Source organism: Zoogloea sp., from assembly GCF_028693495.1.
GTDB lineage: Bacteria > Pseudomonadota > Gammaproteobacteria > Burkholderiales > Rhodocyclaceae > Zoogloea.
Window position 1 is genome coordinate 1 of sequence record NZ_JAQUVG010000064.1, and the last position, 20,180, is coordinate 20,180.

Annotated in this window: 12 protein-coding genes and 1 pseudogene; 1 reads left to right on the plus strand and 12 read right to left on the minus strand. The window is 61.7% G+C overall.

Annotated features, from left to right (window positions below):
- Positions 1-82 precede the first annotated feature (82 nt).
- The 8 genes from PHD22_RS11225 to PHD22_RS11260 form a co-directional block, all read right to left on the minus strand.
- Positions 83-2,575, minus strand: a complete 2,493-nt coding sequence (locus PHD22_RS11225) for a DEAD/DEAH box helicase family protein (RefSeq protein WP_299866552.1) — start codon at positions 2,573-2,575, stop codon at positions 83-85.
- A gap of 3 nt (positions 2,576-2,578) precedes the next feature.
- Positions 2,579-4,696: a DUF4357 domain-containing protein gene (locus tag PHD22_RS11230; protein WP_299866555.1), complete on the minus strand. Its 2,118-nt coding sequence runs from the start codon at positions 4,694-4,696 to the stop codon at positions 2,579-2,581.
- Positions 4,697-4,765: 69 nt separating this feature from the next.
- Entirely contained in the window at positions 4,766-5,242 is a 477-nt protein-coding gene (locus PHD22_RS11235; RefSeq protein ID WP_299866558.1) for a hypothetical protein, read from the minus strand.
- A 114-nt stretch (positions 5,243-5,356) separates the two neighbouring features.
- Positions 5,357-5,527 carry a hypothetical protein gene (locus PHD22_RS11240; protein WP_299866561.1) on the minus strand — a complete coding sequence of 57 codons (171 nt, stop codon included), beginning with the start codon at positions 5,525-5,527 and terminating at the stop codon, positions 5,357-5,359.
- Positions 5,524-6,822 carry a restriction endonuclease subunit S gene (locus PHD22_RS11245; protein ID WP_299866564.1) on the minus strand — a complete coding sequence of 433 codons (1,299 nt, stop codon included), beginning with the start codon at positions 6,820-6,822 and terminating at the stop codon, positions 5,524-5,526. The genes PHD22_RS11240 and PHD22_RS11245 overlap by 4 nt, the downstream gene beginning before the upstream one ends.
- Entirely contained in the window at positions 6,819-7,796 is a 978-nt protein-coding gene (locus PHD22_RS11250; RefSeq protein WP_299866567.1) for an Abi family protein, read from the minus strand. Before PHD22_RS11250 ends, PHD22_RS11245 begins: the two co-directional genes overlap by 4 nt.
- 108 nt (positions 7,797-7,904) lie before the next feature.
- Complete coding sequence (locus PHD22_RS11255; protein ID WP_299866570.1) at positions 7,905-9,818, minus strand: class I SAM-dependent DNA methyltransferase; 1,914 nt, start codon at positions 9,816-9,818, stop codon at positions 7,905-7,907.
- An 84-nt stretch (positions 9,819-9,902) separates the two neighbouring features.
- Positions 9,903-10,754, minus strand: a complete 852-nt coding sequence (locus tag PHD22_RS11260; protein WP_299866573.1) for a bifunctional GNAT family N-acetyltransferase/nucleoside diphosphate kinase regulator — start codon at positions 10,752-10,754, stop codon at positions 9,903-9,905.
- A 463-nt stretch (positions 10,755-11,217) separates the two neighbouring features.
- Between PHD22_RS11260 and PHD22_RS11265 the strand changes: the two genes are divergently transcribed.
- Positions 11,218-11,907 (plus strand): PEP-CTERM sorting domain-containing protein, encoded by a 690-nt coding sequence (locus tag PHD22_RS11265; RefSeq protein WP_299866576.1) that lies wholly within the window; start codon positions 11,218-11,220, stop codon positions 11,905-11,907.
- 183 nt (positions 11,908-12,090) lie between these two features.
- Here PHD22_RS11265 and PHD22_RS11270 read toward each other — a convergent pair whose 3' ends face one another.
- The 4 genes and pseudogenes from PHD22_RS11270 to PHD22_RS11285 all read right to left on the minus strand — a co-directional run.
- Positions 12,091-13,554, minus strand: coding sequence for a glutamate synthase subunit beta (locus tag PHD22_RS11270; RefSeq protein WP_299866579.1), 1,464 nt, complete (start codon positions 13,552-13,554; stop codon positions 12,091-12,093).
- 1 nt (position 13,555) lies between these two features.
- On the minus strand, positions 13,556-18,229 hold the full coding sequence (locus PHD22_RS11275) for a glutamate synthase-related protein (RefSeq protein ID WP_299866581.1): 4,674 nt from the start codon (positions 18,227-18,229) through the stop codon (positions 13,556-13,558).
- A 233-nt stretch (positions 18,230-18,462) separates the two neighbouring features.
- Positions 18,463-19,587, minus strand: a complete 1,125-nt coding sequence (locus PHD22_RS11280) for a deoxyguanosinetriphosphate triphosphohydrolase (protein WP_299866584.1) — start codon at positions 19,585-19,587, stop codon at positions 18,463-18,465.
- Between the two features lie 19 nt (positions 19,588-19,606).
- A pseudogene (locus PHD22_RS11285) lies at positions 19,607-20,180 on the minus strand (3-dehydroquinate synthase); the annotation flags it as partial.

Here is a 20,180-nt window from a genome sequence, read left to right on the forward strand (position 1 = left end):
GAAATAACCGGAGAAGTGTATAATCAGGATTAAATTGATAAGATTATGATAAAAAATATATTCAAAACAAGCTTTCTTGCTGTCATGACGCTTTTGGCCTTGTCGGCTTGCGATCCGCAGCCTCGTCCTTGTGGGCGTCGGCGTTGTGCTTGTCGGCCTGAAGGGCCTTGTAGCGCTTCAGCAGCCGGTCGGCCACTGGCGAGATGGCGGCGTCGAGTTGCTTTTGGGTACCCTTGGGGTCGGTTTCCACCTGGGCAACCCGGTCCACTTCAAAGCGGTCGTAATGGCCGGAAGCATCCAGCTTGGCCCGCAGGTCAAAGACCAGGTTCGGATCCGTGGTGGCTTCAAGTTGGGCAGTTTCGTAGTAGGTCTTGAACGCGGCCAGGATGTCCTCGGCGTCATTGACGAAGTCGAGGATGTAGGTGGTGTCCTTGCCGGGATGGGCACGGTTGAGTCGTGACAGGGTCTGCACCGCCTGAATGCCACCCAGCCGCTTGTCCACGTACATGCCGCACAACAGCGGCTGGTCGAAACCGGTCTGGAATTTGTTGGCCACCAGCAGCAGGTGATATTCCTGCGCCATGAAGGCATCGCGGATGTCGCCCTTCAGGCCGGGGTTGAGCAGTTTGCTGTGTTCGGTGACGGCTTCCGGGTAGCTGTCCGGATCGTTGATCTCGCCAGAGAACGCCGCCAGCACACCCAGCGTATAGTTCTGCCTGGCGATGTAGGCGCGGATGGCCTTTTGCCAGCGCACCGCTTCCTTGCGGCTGCTGACCACCACCATGGCTTTGGCGGTGCCATTCAGCAGGGGCTGCACGTTCTCGCGGAAGTGTTCCACCACAGCCTGCACCTTCTGAGCGATGTTGTAGGGGTGCAAGCGCACCCACTGCATGATGCCTTTCAGGGCTTCGGACTTGTCGATCTGGGTTTCGTCATACTCCTTCCCATTGTTGGCGAGCTTGAAGGCCAGCTTGTAGGTGGTGTAGTTCTGCAGCACGTCGAGGATGAAGCCTTCCTCGATGGCCTGGCGCATGGAATACACATGGAAGGCCTGGGGCATCCCGTCCGCGTCCTTGCGGCCAAACAGTTCCAGGGTCTTCTGCTTGGGGGTGGCCGTGAAGGCAATGTAGGTCAAGCCCCCGTCGCCATTCTGCTGGCTGGCCTTGGTGGACATCTGCAGGGCCAGCAGGGCTTCGGTGTCGATTTCCCCGCCGTCCTGAAGTTCGGCAAGCTCTTCAGCGGAGAGCAGCTGCTTCAGCTTGGCGGCAGCCTCGCCGGTTTGCGAGCTGTGGGCCTCGTCGGCAATCACGGCAAAGCGCTTGCCTTCGGTGGCGGCCAGCTTCTGCACGGCGTCCAGCGCAAAGGGGAAGGTCTGAATGGTGCAGACGATGATCTTCTTGCCGTCCTTGAGCGCCTGCGACAGTTGGGCGCTCTTGCTACCGTGCTCGTCGTTGATGGTGGCGACCACGCCCGTGGTGCGCTGGAAGTCGAAGATCGCTTCCTGCAGCTGGGCATCCAGCACGTTGCGGTCGGACACCACCAGCACGCTGTCAAAAAGCTTCTGATGCCGGGCGTCGTGCAGATCGGCAAGGAAGTGGGCCGTCCACGCAATCGAATTGGTCTTGCCGGAGCCGGCAGAGTGCTGGATCAGGTAACACTGGCCGGGGCCACTCATTTGCCAGTTTTCCAGCACATCGGCCACCAGTTTGCGGGTAGCGTCGAGCTGGTGGTAACGGGGAAAAATGACGCCGGAAAGCTGCTTCCTGTCGTTGCGCTGGCCGATCAGGTAACGGCCCAGGATTTCCAGCCAGCTATCGCGCTGCCACACCTCTTGCCACAAGTAATAGGTGGCAAAGCCGAACGGGTTCAGGGCATTGCCCGCGCCCCCCTGATTGCCCCGGTTGAACGGCAGAAAGCGGGTGGCAGGGCCGGCCAGCTGGGTGCTCATCATCACCTCGCTCTGGCTCACCGCGAAATGCACCAGGGCACCACCGGGGAAGGCCAGCAAGGGCTCCACCAAGCCGCCCTTGGGCGTCGGGTGCCGGTCGAAGCGGTATTGATCGACCGCATCTTCCACACGCTGGGTAAAGTTGGATTTCAGTTCGGCGGTGGCCACCGCAAGGCCATTGACGAACAGCACCAGATCGAGCGCATCCTTGGGATTGTTCGGGGAGTGATGCACCTGGCGCACCACGCGCAGCCGGTTGGCGGCGTAGGCGTGCTGGATGGCCGGGTTGAGTCCCAGCGCCGGTTTGAACTGCACCAGGGAAAGCGGCCTCTTCAGGCCGACCATCTCCACGCCCCGGCGCAGCACCTCCAGCGTGCCTTGCTCGTTCAGACATTTGCGCACCCGCCCGGCCAGCACCTTGGGCAGGCTGGCGCCGTGGGTCTTGGAGAGCGCCTGCCAGCTATCAGGCTGGGTGGTTTCGATCCAGCTCAGCAGGTCGGACAGGAACAGCGCATTCTGCCGGTCGTAAAGGGCAGCATCCCCTTCGGCGTAAAGCCAGCCGTGCCGGCTCAGGTGCTCGCAGATGGCGGATTCGAAGTGGTGTTCCTGGTGCAGGGCGTGGGCCATCGTTTATCGCTCGCTACGACCAGAAGCCTGCTGGCCAGCTGGCAGGTTGTCCTGCCAGGCTGCATAGGTAATGGAGGTACCCTGCAAGCGCCAGCTGGTGCGGCCATTGTCCGGGCGCCCCAGTACGGTAGCCGAAGCGGCACTGGGGCTGCTGAAGACGATGTCTTCGCGAAAGACAAAATGGCTGCCATCAGATGAAGGTTCCAGACGGCCCTCACCAATCAGGCTCTCGCGCAGTTGCTGATAGCCGTTTTGCTGGCCAGTCCAGGCGAATTTGGCCTGAGAACCAGCCAACACAATGAAGCCATCTCCCACTTCCCGGGCCATGGCGCTCAGCCCATGCTTGCTGCTCTCCAGTTCAAACACCGCTTCCCCGCCAGCCTGCTGGGCGTCCTCCAGTTTTACGGAAGCCAGTTCGGCCTTGCTCTTACGTCCTTGCAGCTCCCAATGCTCCTCCAGCGCTTTCAGCATCCGAGTCTGACGGCCCTCCATGACATCCTCGGTCCATTCCTGGTGCTGCAGAACCTCGGTCGTCATGGCAAAGGCACACACCCCGCCCTTGGTGAAGTAGGCGTTCTTCTTTTTCTCGAACTCGTAATTGCTGGCTGCGCTGTTCTTCTTGCGGCTCAGAAGCGTCAGGTTCCCCAGGCGATGGACCCAGCGCTGATGCCGCTGGGGATCGGGCACCCAGTTCCGCCACTGACTATTGGGGGCCGGTTGCTGGGGCAGGATGTGCTCCACCGACACCACCTCATGCTGATAACTGGCACTGCCATCAGACAGCAGATGATCCAGACGCAGCATCAGGGTGGCGACTGCCCGTGGCGAATGGGTTTCATACAAGGGGCCATTCAGGGCCGCATAGGTTTCGTATTGCTCCAGTGGAGAAAGCTGAAGGGGGGATTGGGGCTCATCCAGACTCAGTCCCTTTTCAATCGCCGCGGTCAAAGCAGAAAAGCGCTCAATACGTTCATTGATGCCGCAGCGTCTGGCGAGCATGGAATACGCCAGACGCTCCAGCCCGCGGAAGAAAGTCAGCATGGCATCCGGCAGATTGTCGTGGCGGACATAGAAGGCCAGCGCCGGCGGCATCCAGTCCTTGAACTCCAGTCGCCCCAGCCAGCGCAGGTGATCGTTTACCTGCTCCGCATACTTCTGGCTGGCGTAGTCCGCATCGACGATGGCTTCGAAGGCCTGAGCCATGGGCTGCAGCACCTCATCAACGAAAGATTTCGGGTTGGCAAGAGGCGTGACATGCTCCTTGAATTCCTTGAGCAAGGTGCCCTGGGGCTTGGCCTTCCGGTAAATCATGCGGATGTGGCTGAACAGCTCACCGAACTCATCCCGTCCGAGGTCCTCTTCCTGATCCTCCCATTTCTGGGTATAGGCATCGCGAGACTCCGGGGCTATGCCACCGATGACCTCAGCCTTGAGGATGTCCGTAGCACTCAGGTCCAGACCACGGCTATTGAGCACCCCGAAGATCCGATAGGCGGAATCGAGGTCAGGGGTGGACACGGTAACCAGATAACAGCGGGTGATGATGAATTGCACCAGCCGCACCAGCTCGTCCTGGCTCAGGCCGGCCAGACCCGCCATGAAAACCTGGGCATTGGTGCGGATTCGGTTCTGGGCATCCGGCAGGTTGGTGGTCAGTGCCACGAGCTTGGCGAGTCCATCCTCATGTTGCACATGCTGGCGGAAAAAATCCCGGTCCCGCTCTCGCAATGAGAGGCGGTAACGGGCGGGTACAGCCGACACCACATCACCCTGTTCGTAAATTCGCTTGGTGATGCCGGTTTGCACCGCAGAATTTTCTACGGAAGCCCGAATCGTCGACAGCAGCAAAGTCAAGGTTGTCAGCCGCTGCTGGCCGTCCACCACCGTCGCTTCCGCTTGGGTCTCGGTCTTGATCAGCACGATGCTGCCCAGAAAATAGGGTGCGGCCTCGCTCAACTGCGCTGGCGCCCCCTTCATCGCCCCCAACAGGTCGTCGAGCAGTTCCTGGGCCTGGTCCCGGCCCCAGGCATAGGGGCGCTGGTAGCCGGGGATGGTGAACACATAGTCATCGCTGAAAATCTTGGCGAGGGTCTGTTCTTTGGCGGTGAGGGTGTGTGTCATGGTTGTCTGGGGTTGTCTAAAAAATGCGTCATGTTGTCTGAAAGTAGTCTGATCGGCGGCTTGCCTAGACTACTCACTCCGCACCTTCCATACCGCAGCCGGGCCACGACCAATGCAGCTAACAGTTTGATCTTTAACGCTCATTTCAGTGAGAAGGTTTTTCACCTTGTCCCGCTTCTGCTTTTCCGTCAGGCCTGCGGGCAGCATGGGGAGCAGGAGCTTGTCTAGATTTTCGCGTTTGCTACCCTCGAACTGGCGCAACTGGGAAAGCACAAATTCCTTCAGGCGATCCTTCTCCAGCCCCCGGTTGCGGGTATAGCTGGCCTGATCGTTGAGCGTTGCTGCGATGTGGGCTGCCACGTGGAAATTCGGTTTCCTGCCTTCGATCAGGCCTGCCCGGCGCAGGTGGGCAGCGGCAGCGTCGCCGATGGGCAGACGTTTCTGCACCCGGTCCAGCAGAATCACCATGCCGATATCCAGATCCTCCCGCTCCAGCAGCAGCAGCGAGTAGTTTTCGTCCAGCGTGTGGCCGAAAATTTCCAGCACCACCCGATTCCAGATTGGTGCAGCGCCCGAGCAGGCGCAGGCGGATGTTGTCGAGGGTGTAATCGGCGAAGTCCTCGATCCCCAATACCCGCAGGGTCTGGTCTTCCACCCCGATCACAGATGACCGCCTTCCATGTTGGCAAGCGCCGACACATAACTGGCGATGTCCTCGCCCTTGCGCCCGCTGACCGCGTGGCCGAGCTTGCGAAAGGCCTTCCATTCGCAGGCGGCGTTTTCGCGGGGATAACGGGTTTGCAGATCGGCCTGCAGTTCGGATTCGGTCATGCGGCCTCCCGGACGTCGATCTTGCCGGTGACGGCGGCGGAAATCAGGGCGGTGCGGCGTTCTTTGAGGAGGGTGATGGCGCGGGTGGCTTCGGTGGTCAGGGCATCGAGCCGACCTGTTTCAGCCTCCAAAAATTTAGCAATTGCAACCTGCTCAACAACAGGGGGCTTGGGAAAACGATATTTCCTTAGCTGCTCCCCTGTGAGGTTCGCAATTGTTGCCATTCCTTCTCCGTTGAATACACCATGCCGCGCAGCCCAGTTAAGAGTGAAGTACATGAACGACGGGTGTTCGTCGTTTTGTAGAGCACGTAGGCGATGAAGTGCCTTCTGAAAGCCTATTGGCTCAGGTGGGGTAATGGCAATGGCAGTTCGTCCGACCTCACCGCCTTCGCATACAAGTAAATCTCCGTTACGAACCGTATATCTTTCATATTCGCATGGCTCGATATCCATGCTCGGTAGCTCTTCGTAGTTTATGGCACCCCATTGCACGTCGGTATTTCGCAAGTAAGGCATAAGAAATTTGCCAGTTATCTTCGCGGTATCCAGCATTTTTCCAAGCTCACAGGAGTACCGCAGATAAAGCGGAGGGGTGGACCAATGCGCCGGTACCTCCCCCAGCCACTCCACCCCGGAATCCTTCATCGGCGCATCCGGGTTCAGGCCCTTGGTGACGGCATGGGAAATGGTGGCCTGGCGTTTTTCGGCCAGCAGGGTGAGCAGCTTTTCCTGCTCGGCAATCAGGGCGTCAATCTTGGCGGTTTCGCGGTCGAGGAAGGTGGCGATGGCGGTTTGTTCTTGTGTTGGTGGCACCAAGACCGGCATTCTTGAGTGCTGCTGAGGCTCCAAATCCCACTGGTTTACCCGTATTCCTTTCGATAGAGAAAGGTAGCCGGTGATATATCGCGGGGAGCGAAGTAAGTAGTGCAGGTATTTGCTGTCTTCGCCGTGCGTTGCTTCAAACACGAAATAGGCTGGACTCACTATGCCCCTATGGTCAGAGATTGCAACTGATCCCTGCCATGCCTTCATCTTGTTAATTGCCAAGTCGCCGGGCTGGACCAGTTGATAGACCGAGAGGTCGTCCGATGCCTTGTTGTTATTGTCGTCACGGCTGGCTTTGGGGATTACACCATGATCACGGTAAACAGAGAGAAGTTGTTCTTCCTCAAAACCCACACGTTTGGATCTGCGAAATAGTGTCCACAACGGCTTAATGGACCAATGCGCCGGAACATCCCCGAGCCATTCCACCCCACTGTCCTTGTATTCCGGACACCTCGGCAAACTCATACCATCCCTCCTCGCACTGCACGCACGGCCTTCTGCCATAGCGCCTCGTTTTCCCAGCCCGGCGGAAACCCCATGTGCGGGCGGGAGACCCGGGGGTGGGCATCGAGAAGCTGGACCAGACGTTCGGCCCAACGGCTTTCCGGGCAGACGACCTGCATCAGACTTTCGATCACGACCAGTTGCAGGTACAGCCGGCGCTGGGGATTGATGGTTTGTGTGACATCCAGATGGGCGCAGCGGGGAATGGCATCCGGCACCTTCGGCCAGTCGGCAGGGGCTTTTCTGGGCATGACGGGACGACTGCCGAATTCCCGGTTCCAGACGCGCATGTGGTGGGCGCACAGATTGCGCAGGTCGGAAAGACTCCGGAACCACGAAGTCAGCACCTTGTGCGGCCAGCCAAAATGCTGACTGATGCGTTTGGTGTCGTTCTCCTGGCGCAGATTGGCAAACAGGGTGGAGATGGCCTTGAAGGTCAGCAACTCCATCGCCATCCAGAGCGGTGGCTGTACCGGCGCGGCGGTGTATTTTTCCCGGTAATGGGCAATGAAGCTCTCGACCTCACGGGCTTGAGCTTCTTCCCTCAGCTTTTCCAGGAGCCACGGGTGGTTGTAGCGGGTGTCGAAGATGGTCGGGTTGAGATGGGCATACGGCCCATGGTGCTCAGCCAGGGTATTGGTGAGCTGGGCGCGCAGGGCGACCTCAAGGCGCTCGATGGCGTCACTGAGCAACAAGCGCAACTCGCGATCGAAGACGTAGAGTGCCAGCACGTCATCGAACCGGGTATGGGGGAGGAAGCGATGTTCGCTCTGGTCCGGTCGGTAATACGGGCGGGTATACGCCGATAGCCGGAAGTAACTGATGTTGGCGAGGTAATGACGTGCCCTGGCTTCATCCGGGAAGCTCAGCCCCCGTTCTTTAAGCTTGGCAATATGCTCATCGGCCGACAGGGCCTGCTTGGTGTATTCACTCATGCGCAGACCCAGGACGTAAAAAACCCGCCAAAGTGTGCATCGTGGAGAGGCATGGCGGGTGTGTTGACACCATTGTCGCCGGTTCGGCCTTGAAATTCAAGCTTCCACTCATTCCGCCAGCCCCTCCAGCATGGCCATGATCCTTGCCGTCACGCCTTTCAGCTCCTCGTCGATCTCGTGTAGGCTGCGCGGCGGCTCGAAGACATAGAAATGCCGGTTGAACGGGATTTCGTAGCCGACCTTGGATTTCTCGTGGTCGATCCAGGCATCCGGCGCGTGGGGCAAGACCTCGCGCTGGAAGTAGGCGTCGATGTCCTCGGTCAGCGGCACGTTTTCGGTGTCACGCAGGGCGCTGTCGGCCTGGGGCTTGCCTTTCTGCTTGCCCTTGCTGCCCAGCACGACGTTGCCGGCCTCGTCCCGTAACGGACGCTCTACGGTGAGGGTGGTGTAGCCGAATACCTCATTCTTGAAGACGCGGGAAATGGGCACGACTTTGACCTTGCCGCCCTCCGGTGCTTCCGGGCGGGTTTTGCCGGTCAGCAGCAGTTTGCGGCTGACTTCCTTGCCGGCGGCGTCGAGCACGATGGCTTGCTCGGCTTCGGCGAAGTCGCCAAACAGGCGGGTGATGTCGGCGATGTGCGCGTCAGACAGCTCCTTACGCTTGCTGCCCAGGCTCTTGCGCATCTTCTGCCAGAAACTGCCGGCGTCGATGAGCTGGACCCAGCCCTTGCGGTCTTCCGGCTTCTTGTTGGACAGAATCCAGACGTAGGTGCTGATCCCCGTGTTGTAGAACATGTCGGTGGGCAGCCCGATGATGGCTTCCACCAGGTCGTTTTCCAGCACGTAGCGGCGGATTTCCGATTCGCCGCTGCCGGCACCGCCGGTAAACAGCGGTGAGCCATTGAGGACGATGCCGATGCGGCTGCCGCCATCCACCGCCGGGCGCATCTTGCTGATGAGGTGCAGCAGGAACAGCATGGAGCCATCGGACACCCTTGGCAGGCCGGGGCCGAAGCGGCCATCGAAACCTTTGTCGGTGTGTTCCTTGCGGACTTCCTTCTCGACTTTCTTCCATTCCACACCGAAGGGCGGGTTGGAGAGCATGTAGTCGAATTTCCTGCTGCCGTGGCCGTCGTCGGAGAGGGTATTGCCAACCACGATGTTGCCCACGTCCTGGCCCTTGATCAGCATGTCGGCCTTGCAGATGGCGTAGGACTCGTCGTTCAGTTCCTGGCCAAACAGGGTGAGGCGGGCGGCCGGGTTGTGCTCCAGCAGGTATTCCCCAGCCACCGAGAGCATGCCCCCCGTGCCGGCGGTGGGATCGTAAAGAGTCCGCACCACCGCGTTGCCCGGGGTCAGCACGTCGTCGTCCTCGATGAAGAGCAGGTTCACCATCAGGCGGATGACTTCGCGGGGGGTGAAGTGCTCCCCGGCGGTTTCGTTGGAGATTTCTGCGAACTTGCGGATCAGCTCTTCGAACACCAGCCCCATCTGGGCGTTATCCACCGTGTCCGGATGCAGATCGATGTTGGCAAACTTTTCGGTGACCAGATACAGCAGGCCGGCTTTGGCCAGGCGCTCCACCTGAGTGTAGAAATCGAAGCGCTCGAAGATATCGCGGGCAGCGGGGGAGAAAGCCTGGATATAGGCGTACAGGTTCTCCCGGATGTGGTCCTGATCGCCCAGCAGCTTGGCCAGATCCAGCGGTGAGGTGTTGTAGAAGCCCTGCACCGCCTTGCGCAGCAGGAAGGGATCGGGGTTCAGGCCGGCGGCGGTCTTGGCTGCAAATTCGGCCAGCACGGCGGACTTGGAGCTTTCCAGCACGCAATCCAGACGGCGCAGCACGGTAAAGGGCAGGATCACCTTGCCGTATTCGGATTGCTTGTAATCACCACGCAGCAGGTCGGCGACGGACCAGATGAAGGAAGACAGGGCTTGGTGGTTCATTGAGTGGTTCTTGATGGCCGACTCGACGGTTTCATCGCGTCGGCCAGGAGAGGGACGCCCTTCAGGCGGGGACATGAATATACCTTGAACCTACCTTGCGGAGATGCCGGGTGCAGTGGTGCTCCCGGCCAGATGCAGAAGGGATGCCTGCGTGCAGGCTTACAGGTGGAAGTCGCCCGCAGCTTCCGGCTGATAAAGCACTTTCCCAATCCGGATGTGGCAGGTTCGGCTGGGAATCCGCCAGTTGAAGGCATCACCCTCCTTGTAACCCAGAATCGCGGTACCGATGCCGGAAAAAACCGACAGTTTCCCGGCGCGGTCGTCCGCGTCCTCTGGGTAAACCAGCGCAACCTCTACCTCTTCGTCGTCCACCTGCAGCAAGGCCCGGGAGTTCATCGTGACGACATCCTCGGCCACTTCCCGTGGATCGACGACGATGGCGCGCTCGATCTCATGCTCCAGCTCGAAAACATCCGGGCCCTGTTCGAGCTCGACCAGACTCCTGAGCCGGGCCTTGTCGATCTCGGTGATGTAGATGTCGGCGGTGTGGACCGCCGGACGTTCGCGCAGGAGCCGGAGATAGCGCGCCGAGCTCATGACCAAAGACTTCATCCCCGGCGTTTCGCCTTCCAGCAGAAAGCCGCTGCGCAGGAAGGCATTCAGCGACCGCAGGTTATCCGGATGAATTTTGGCGATGAGCCTCTCGGCCCGCATGTCGAAGAAGGCGAGCTTCATGCCTTCGCGGATGGCGCTGGCCCCGAGCTGGCGACCCCAGTTGTCACGGTTGCCGATGACCAGGACCATTTCACAGTCCGGACCTGCCTTGACGAGGCGCACGAAGCCCACTGGCACGTCATGCTGGTCGTAGGCCATGAAGAAGCGGCCCCCCTGGTTGAACAGATGGGTCAGGATCGGCAACTGGACCCGCCCGATGACCTGCTCGATGAACCGGGAGACATGACGCGAATCGCTCAGGTAGCGGGTGACGCCCTCGTCTTCCAACCAGTCCATCAGAGTCAGCGCGTTTGCCCGAGTGATCTCGGGACACAGAGAAATGAAAGGCTTGTTCATCTTCACCCCGCTGGGTTGCAAGAATGAAAGCCCTTCATGGCCGCTGCCATGACGGTTCTTTCGAGTGGGTGTTCATTATAAGGCGGAGTGCGAGAACAGGAGTTCGATACGTTGCTGCAGCCGTGCGCGTGGGTGCCGGGGATAAGCCTGCCAGGCTCTGCGCCTGGTTGCCATTCCCGACCTGGGTTGAACGCTCGGTGGCCCGCACCGCGCGGATGATATTCCAGTTGTCGGATTTCTTTACATCGTCATGCTTCACACAATCAGACAAGAGCACAACACTTCTAAAAATCAGCGAGTTGCATGTCTGGCCCCAAGCTTGCTTACGTTTTTATTGACAAAGCATGGCTTTTAGTGCCTTTTTGGTGAAATCCAAATCGACACGCTACAGAGGAGAATGATCATGCGTTTGCTCAACGCTCTCGCTGCTTCAGCTGCAGTCGCTGCACTTTCAGTCGTAGTCATACCTGCAGCAACCGCAGCCACGATCACCAGTGGCTTCACCTACTCGGTTGCCGACGCCTTCGGCGGCGCATCCGGCGTCGGGACACATTTCCATTCCAATACGGGTGGTTCCTTTGGCAACCCCGCCGGCCTCGCCGAAGTTGGCCGCTTGGGCGGCGAAGAAGTCCGGGGCCTGTCCGAGTACAACCTTGCGGGCCTGGCCAGCGCAGCCTCCGCCTTCGTGACCTTCGACGTCTACCAGCTCGGCGGCCTGTTCGGCCAGAGTAACTATGCCGGCCCCATCGGGATTCACAGCTACACCGGCAACAACACCGAAAATCTATCCGACTTCGAAGCACTATCCACCACGCTGATCGGCACCTTCGATTCCACCGGGCTCACCGAATCTTCGGTTGTCAGCTTCGATATCACCTCGCTCTTCAACACGGCGATCGGCAATGGTGACTCGTCTCTGGGTATCAGGTTACAGATGAGCCCTCTCATCGACCCGAATCAGGCCATCGTCTTCCACGACTTCCGCCTCACGACCGACAATCAATCCAACGGCATCCCAGAGCCGGGCACCCTCGGATTGGCGGCCCTCGCACTGATCGGCCTGGTCACCGAACGCCGCCGTCGCCAGGGCTGAACGCGATTGACCGCCCGCTTGCTCACTGCGGCGGGAAAATCTGCATTTGGACGCACGGGTGCCCGTGGCCTCCGGGAGGCTGCAGCAGGATAGACGCAAGGTCCCCATTCATCCTGCCCCGCCCAAAAGCAAACGCCCCGCTTGCGCGGGGCGTTTGCTTTGGCGATGCGCGCCGGGATGCGCTCAGCGCGGCAGCACGGAGGCGCCCATCAGGAAGGTGTCCACCTCGCGGGCGGCCTGACGGCCTTCGCGGATGGCCCACACCACGAGGGACTGGCCGCGGCGCACGTCGCCAGCGGCAAAGACCTTGGCCACGTTGGTGGCGTAGCAGCCTTCGCCGTCGGTGGTGGCCTTGGCGTTGCCGCGGCCATCCTTGTCCACGCCGAAAGCACTGAGCAGGGAGGCAACGGGGTTGGTGAAGCCCATGGCGAAGAACACCAGGTCCGCCGGGAGCTCGCGCTCGGAGCCCGGCACTTCGGCGGGCTTGCCCTCCTTCCATTCGAGCTCGACGGTGCGCAGGGCCTTGACCTTGCCGTTTTCACCGATGAACTCTTTGGTGGAGACGGCGAACTGGCGCTCGCAGCCCTCTTCGTGGGAGGAGGAGGTACGCAGCTTGATCGGCCAGTAGGGCCAGGTCAGCGGGCGGTTCTCTTCCTTGGGCGGCTCAGGCATGACTTCGAACTGGGTCACGGATGCGGCGCCGTGACGGTTGGAGGTGCCCACGCAGTCAGAACCGGTATCGCCGCCACCGATCACGATGACGTGCTTGCCGGCGGCGGAGATGGGGTTCTTGTTGTCGCCGGCGATTTCCTTGTTCTGGGGAATGAGGAATTCGAGGGCGAAGTGGATTCCGGAGAGTTCGCGGCCGGGGACCGGCAGGTCGCGGGGGACTTCGGAGCCGGCAGCCAGCAGCACGGCGTCGAATTCGGCCTTGAGCTGATCGGCGGAGATCACTTCGACGGCGTCGTCGTTGATGCCGGTGGCGGCAGGCTTCACACCCACGCACACCTGGGTGCGGAAGGTGACGCCTTCGGCCTGCATCTGCTCGACGCGACGGTCGATGTGGGACTTCTCCATCTTGAAGTCGGGGATGCCGTAGCGCAGCAGGCCACCGATGCGGGAGCTCTTTTCGAACACGGTGACATCGTGACCGACGCGGGCGAGTTGCTGGGCGGCAGCGAGGCCGGCGGGGCCGGAGCCGACGACGGCCACCTTCTTGCCGGTCTTGACGGCGGCAGGCTGGGGCTTGACCCAGCCGTTTTCCCAAGCCTTGTCGATGATGGCGTGCTCGATGGACTTGATGCCCACAGCGTCGGAGTTGATGTTGAGGGTGCACGCGGCTTCACAGGGGGCCGGACAGATGCGGCCGGTGAAGTCGGGGAAGTTGTTGGTCGAGTGCAGGACCTCGATGGCTTCCTTCCAGTTGCCCCGGTATACCAGGTCATTCCAGTCGGGAATGATGTTGTTCACCGGACAGCCGTTGTTGCAGAAGGGCACACCGCAGTCCATGCAGCGGGCACCTTGCTTGGCGGCTTCGTCGTCCTTGAGGGTGACGACGAACTCCTTGTAGTGCTTGAGGCGCTCTTCGACGGGCGCGTAGCCCTCGGAAAGACGGTCCAGTTCGAGAAATCCAGTTGGCTTGCCCATGTTACGCGGCCTCCAGTTGATTCTGTTGTTGCGCAGCCCGTTCGGCCAGGGCGCGACGGTATTCGTGCGGCATCACCTTGACGAACTTGGCGCGGAAGTTTGCCCAGTCGGCGAGGATGCTCCTGGCGCGTTCGCTGCCGGTGTAGGTGGCGTGACGTTCGATCAGCATCTTGAGCAGGGCTTCGTCGGCCATGCCCAGGTGACGGACGTCCACTCGACCATGGGATTCCAGGTCATCGCCGGATTCGGAGCCCTTGCGGGCTTCGATTTCCTCTTCCACCGGCTCCAGGGCCACCTGGGCCATGTTGCAGCGGCCTTCGAAGCTGCCGTCCTCGTCGAGGACATAAGCCACCCCGCCGGACATGCCCGCGGCGAAGTTGCGGCCAGTCATGCCGAGCACGACGACGGTGCCGCCGGTCATGTATTCGCAGCCGTGGTCACCCACGCCTTCAACGACGGTGATGGCACCGGAGTTGCGGACAGCAAAACGCTCGCCACCAACGCCCGCGAAGTAGGCTTCCCCTTCAGTGGCACCGTAAAGAACGGTGTTGCCGATGATGATGTTGCTGGCGGTATCGCACTTGAAGGCGGGCGCCGGACGGACAACGATACGACCGCCGGAGAGGCCCTTGCCCACGTAGTCGTTGCCTTCGCCCACGAGTTCGAGGGTCAGGCCACGGGACAGGAAGGCGCCGAAGCTCTGGCCGGCGGTGCCGTTGAGCTTGATATGCACAGTGTCGTCCGGCAGGCCGGCGTGGCCGTACTTGGCGGCGAAGCGCCCGGACAGCATGGCACCGACGGTGCGGTTGATGTTGCGTACCGGCAGCTCGATGTTCACCTTCTCGCCCTTTTCGAGGGCCGGGCTGGCCAGTTCGAGGAGCTGGTTGTCGAGGGCCTTGCCCAGGTTGTGGTCCTGGATCTCGGTGTGCAGGCGGGGCACATCGGCCGGCACATTGGGCAGGTGGAAGATGCGGCTGTAGTCGAGGCCGCGGGCCTTCCAGTGCGCGATGCCGGACTTCATGTCGAGCAGGTCGGCGCGACCGATGAGCTCGTCGAACTTGCGGACGCCCAGCTGGGCCATGAGCTCGCGCACTTCTTCGGCAACGAAGAAGAAGTAGTTGACCACGTGCTCGGGCTGGCCGGAGAAGCGCTGGCGCAGCACCGGATCCTGGGTGGCGACGCCGACCGGACAGGTGTTGAGGTGGCATTTGCGCATCATGATGCAGCCTTCGACCACCAGCGGAGCGGTGGCGAAGCCGAACTCGTCAGCGCCAAGCAGCGCGCCGATGACCACGTCGCGGCCGGTCTTGATCTGGCCGTCCACCTGGACACGGATGCGGCTGCGCAGACGGTTCAGCACCAGAGTCTGCTGGGTTTCGGCCAGGCCCAGCTCCCACGGGGAGCCCGCGTACTTGATGGAGGACAGGGGCGATGCGCCGGTGCCGCCGTCATGACCGGCGATCACCACGTGGTCGGCCTTGGCCTTGGCCACGCCGGCCGCCACAGTGCCCACGCCCACTTCGGACACCAGCTTGACGGAGATGTCGGCCGCCGGGTTGGTGTTCTTCAGGTCGTGGATCAGCTGGGCCAGATCCTCGATGGAGTAGATGTCGTGGTGGGGCGGGGGCGAGATCAGGCCGACGCCCGGCACCGAGTGACGCAGGAAGCCGATGTACTCGGAGACCTTGTGGCCAGGCAGCTGACCGCCTTCGCCGGGCTTGGCGCCCTGGGCCATCTTGATCTGGATCTGGTCGGCGTTGACCAGGTACTCGGTAGTGACACCGAAGCGGCCGGACGCCACCTGCTTGATGGAGGAACGCAGGCTGTCGCCTACCTTCAGCTCCAGGTCACGCTCGATCCGGTTGGCCCCCAGCAGCTCGGAGAGCTTGGTGGGCTTGGAGATGGGGATGAAGCGCTTCGGATCCTCGCCGCCTTCGCCGGTGTTCGACTTGCCGCCGATCCGGTTCATGGCGATGGCCAGGGTGGAGTGGGCTTCGGTGGAGATGGAGCCCAGGGACATGGCGCCGGTGGCAAAGCGCCTGACGATCTCCTTGGCGGACTCGACCTCTTCCAGCGGCACGGGGGCGCCGACGGGCTTGAGTTCGAACAGGCCGCGCAGGGTCATGTGACGCCTGCTCTGATCGTTGATGATCTTGGCGTATTCCTTGTAGGTGTCGTACTGGCCGCTACGGGTGGAGTGCTGCAGCTTGGCAATGGCGTCGGGCGTCCACATGTGCTCATCGCCACGAACACGGTAGGCGTACTCGCCGCCGGCATCGAGGGCATTGGCCAGCACCGGGTCAGCACTGAAGGCCGCGTTGTGCAGGCGGATGGCTTCTTCCATCACTTCAAACACACCAATGCCTTCCACCTGGGAGGCGGTGCCGGTGAAGTACTTCTCGACCAGCGACTTCTTCAGGCCGATGGCTTCGAAGATCTGGGCGCCGGTGTAGGACATGAAGGTGGAGATGCCCATCTTGGACATGACCTTCATGAGGCCCTTGCCGACCGCCTTGATGAAATGCTTGATGTACTTGTCGGCGGTCTCGGCGTCGCCGGCCATCTGGGTCAGGGTTTCAAGGGCCAGGTAGGGATGCACAGCCTCGGCACCGTAGCCCGCCAGCACGGCGAAGTGATGGGTTTCGCGGACGGAGCCGGTCTCGACCACCAGGCCGGTACGGGTGCGCAGGCCCTTGGTCACCAGGTGCTGGTGAATGGCGGACGTGGCGAGCAGGGCCGGAATGGCCACCTGGCCGGCGCTGACCTTGCGGTCGGAGACGATCAGGATGTTGGAGCCTTCCAGCACGGCGTTCTCGGCTTCGGCGCACAGGGAAGCCAGACGGGCTTCCACACCTTCCTTGCCCCAGGCCAGCGGGTAGCAGATGTCCAGTTCAGCGGAGCGGAACTTGTTCTCGGTGTAGCCGGCGATCCCGCGCAGCTTCGCCATGTCGGCGAAGGTGAGCACCGGCTGGGTGACTTCCAGGCGGTACGGGGGGTTGATCTCGTTGATGCCGAGCAGGTTGGGGCGCGGCCCGACGAAGCTCACCAGGGACATGACCAGCTGTTCGCGGATCGGGTCGATCGGCGGGTTGGTCACCTGAGCGAAGAGCTGACGGAAATAGTTGAAGATCGGCTTGTTCTTGGCGGACAGCACGGCCAGCGGGCTGTCGTTGCCCATGGAGCCGGCACCTTCTTCGCCAGTCTTGGCCATCGGTTCGAGGATGAACTTGATGTCCTCCTGGGTGAAACCGAAGGCCTGCTGGCGATCCAGCAGGGAGGCGGAACACTCGGGTGCGTCCACAGAGGCAGGGGCGGCACAGGTGTCCAGCTTGATGTTGATGCGGCTCAGCCATTCCTGGTAGGGCTTGGCGGCGGCGAGGGACTCCTTGAGCTCCTTGTCGTCGATGATGCGGCCCTGCTCCATGTCGATCAGGAACATCTTGCCCGGCTGGAGGCGCCACTTCTTGACGATCTTCTCGTCGGGGATGGGGAGTACGCCGGACTCGGAAGCCATGACCACGTAGTCGTCGTCGGTGACGAGGTAACGGGCGGGGCGCAAGCCGTTGCGGTCGAGGGTGGCGCCGATCTGGCGGCCATCAGTGAAAGCCACCGCGGCAGGACCGTCCCACGGCTCCATCATGGCGGCGTGGTACTCGTAGAAGGCACGGCGCTTCTGGTCCATGAGGGTATGGGATTCCCAGGCTTCGGGAATCATCATCATCATGGCGTGGGCCAGCGAGTAGCCGCCCATCACGAGCAGTTCAAGGGCGTTGTCGAAAGACGCGGAGTCGGACTGGCCGGGGTAGATCAGCGGCCACAGCTTCTGCAGGTCCTCCCCCAGCAACGGGGAATGGGTGCCCTTTTCGCGGGCGCGCATCCAGTTGTAGTTGCCGCGAACGGTGTTGATCTCACCGTTGTGGGCGATGTAGCGGAACGGGTGGGCCAGATGCCAGGTCGGGAAGGTGTTGGTGGAGAAGCGCTGGTGCACCAGGGCCAGCGCAGACACGCACCGGGCGTCCTGCAGATCGGGGTAGTACTGGCCAACCTGGTCGGCCAGCAGCAGGCCCTTGTAGTTCACGGTCCGCGCCGACATGGACGGGGTATAGAACTCTTTGGAGTGCTTGAGCTTGAGGGCGCCGATGGCATTGGCGGCACGGCGGCGGATCACGTAGAGCTTGCGCTCCAGGGCATCGGTGACCATCACGTCGGGACCGCGACCGATGAAGACCTGGCGGATCACCGGCTCCTTGGCCTTGACGGTGGGGGACATGGGCATGGCCGGATCGGTCGGCACATCGCGCCAGCCGAGCACCACCTGACCTTCGGAGCGCACGGCCCGCTCGATTTCCTCTTCACAGGCCAGACGGGAGGCGTGCTCCTTCGGCAGGAAGACCATCCCCACACCGTAATCGCCAGCCTGGGGCAGGGTAACCCCCTGCCTGGCCATCTCTTCGCGGTAAAGGGTGTCCGGAATCTGGATCAGGATGCCTGCACCGTCGCCCTGCAGCGGGTCGGCGCCAACCGCCCCTCGATGGTCCAGGTTCTTCAGGATCTCGAGACCTTGAAGAACGACATCATGCGTCCGATTGCCCTTGATGTGGGCGATGAAACCGACACCACAGGCGTCATGTTCGTTGGCGGGGTCGTAAAGGCCCTGCTCCAGGGGAAGCTCCATCTCGTTTTTCCTCGACACAACACAAGCCGACGCGCACAGAAAAGCGCCCCGGACTTTTAAACCGCGGAATATCATCCCATGCGGACTCGAAAAAGCCGGCCTTGGTACCACCAGCCGGCTGACGCGCGTCGTAACAGGAAGACCATGCAAAGACATTGGGCGAAGCTGAAATATAAACCCGCACGCCCATGTGACTCAAGATTTTTTTGCGCTGCGGCAATTCCGCCGGCCATTCAATGGATTTCTCCGACCGCAAAGAGACGCCGGTGCTCGCGCATCGCATAACGATCGGTCATGCCGGCGATGTAATCGGCGATGGCCCGGGGCGTATCCGTGCGGGCCATGTGCAGGTACTGGGGCGGCAGCAGACGCGGATCCCCCATGAAGGCCTGAAAGAGATCCCGAATGATGCGCCGGGCCTTGTCGGTCATCCGGAGCACCTGATAATGATGGTAGAGGTTCTCCCGCAGGAAGGTCTTGAGCACCCGGAGCTCCGGCAACAATCCGGCCGGATAGGCCACGAGACGGGGCGCCCGGTGCACCTCGTCCAGACTGGCCACACCGGCAGCGGCGATGTTGGCCCGGGTCTGCTCGATGAGCCCCATGGCCATCTGGTGAATCATCCGGCGGACGGTTTCGTGGATCAGACGCCGCCCGCCGAGACCGGGATAGTCGGCCTCCACCGTCTCCCGGTTGCGCCGGAAGATGGAGACCTGGTCCAGCTGGTCCAGGGTGATCAGGCCCGAACGCAGGCCATCGTCGATGTCGTGGTTGTTGTAGGCGATCTCGTCGGCCAGGTTGGCCAGCTGGGCCTCGAGGGACGGCTGCCGCCCTTCGATGAAACGCTTTCCAATCTCGCCCAGGAGCTCGGCATTCCTCGGCGAGCAGTGTTTCAGGATGCCTTCCCGGGTCTCGTGCATCAGGTTGAGGCCATCGAAGCTGGCGTAGCTCTCCTCCAGTCGGTCTACGATGCGCAGGGACTGCAGGTTGTGCTCGAAGCCGCCGTGTTCCTTCATGCAGCCATTGAGGGCGTCCTGGCCGGCATGCCCGAAGGGCGTGTGCCCCAGGTCGTGGGAGAGGGCCACCGCTTCCGCCAGATCCTCGTTGAGATGCAAGGCCCGGGCAATGGAGCGGGTGATCTGGGCCACCTCGATGCTGTGGGTGAGGCGGGTCCGGAAGAGGTCTCCCTCGTGATTGACGAAGACCTGGGTCTTGTATTCGAGGCGGCGGAAGGCCGTGCTGTGGACGATCCGGTCCCGATCCCGCTGAAATTCGCCCCGGGCTACCGGGTAAGGCTCCGGCACCTGGCGGCCCCGGGAGTTGTTTTCGGTAACCGCGTAAGGTGCCAGATCCGGCATCGTCGTCTTCCTTGTGAGATCAGGCCTGGCAACAGGCCTCGATGGTGGCGCCGATCTGCTCGGTCGTGGCCCCGGCGCTGATCACCGCCCTGCCGACGGCCTCGAGCAGCACCAGGCGCAACTGTCCGTCCGCCACCTTCTTGTCGTGGGACATCAGCTCCAGGTAGCGCTCGACCCCAAGCGGAGCGCCAAGCACCGGCAGGCCGGCCTGGGCATGCACGCGGACGATCCGCGCCACATCCGCATCGGAAAGCCAGCCCAGCCGGCGGGACAGATCGGCGGCCATGATCGCGCCGGCGGCGACCGCCTCGCCGTGCAGCCACTCCCCGTACCCCAATCCCGTCTCGATGGCATGGCCGAAGGTATGCCCCAGGTTGAGGGTTGCCCGCTCCCCCTGCTCCGTCTCGTCGGCGGCCACCACCTCAGCCTTGTTGCGGCAGGAGCGCTCGACCGCCTCGGCCAGCGCGTCCGGATCGCGGGCCAGGAGCCGGTCCAGGCGAGCCTCGATCCATTCCAGGAAGGGCAGATCGCGGATCAGACCGTACTTGATGACCTCGGCCAACCCCGCCTTGAGCTCCCGCTCGGGCAGGATG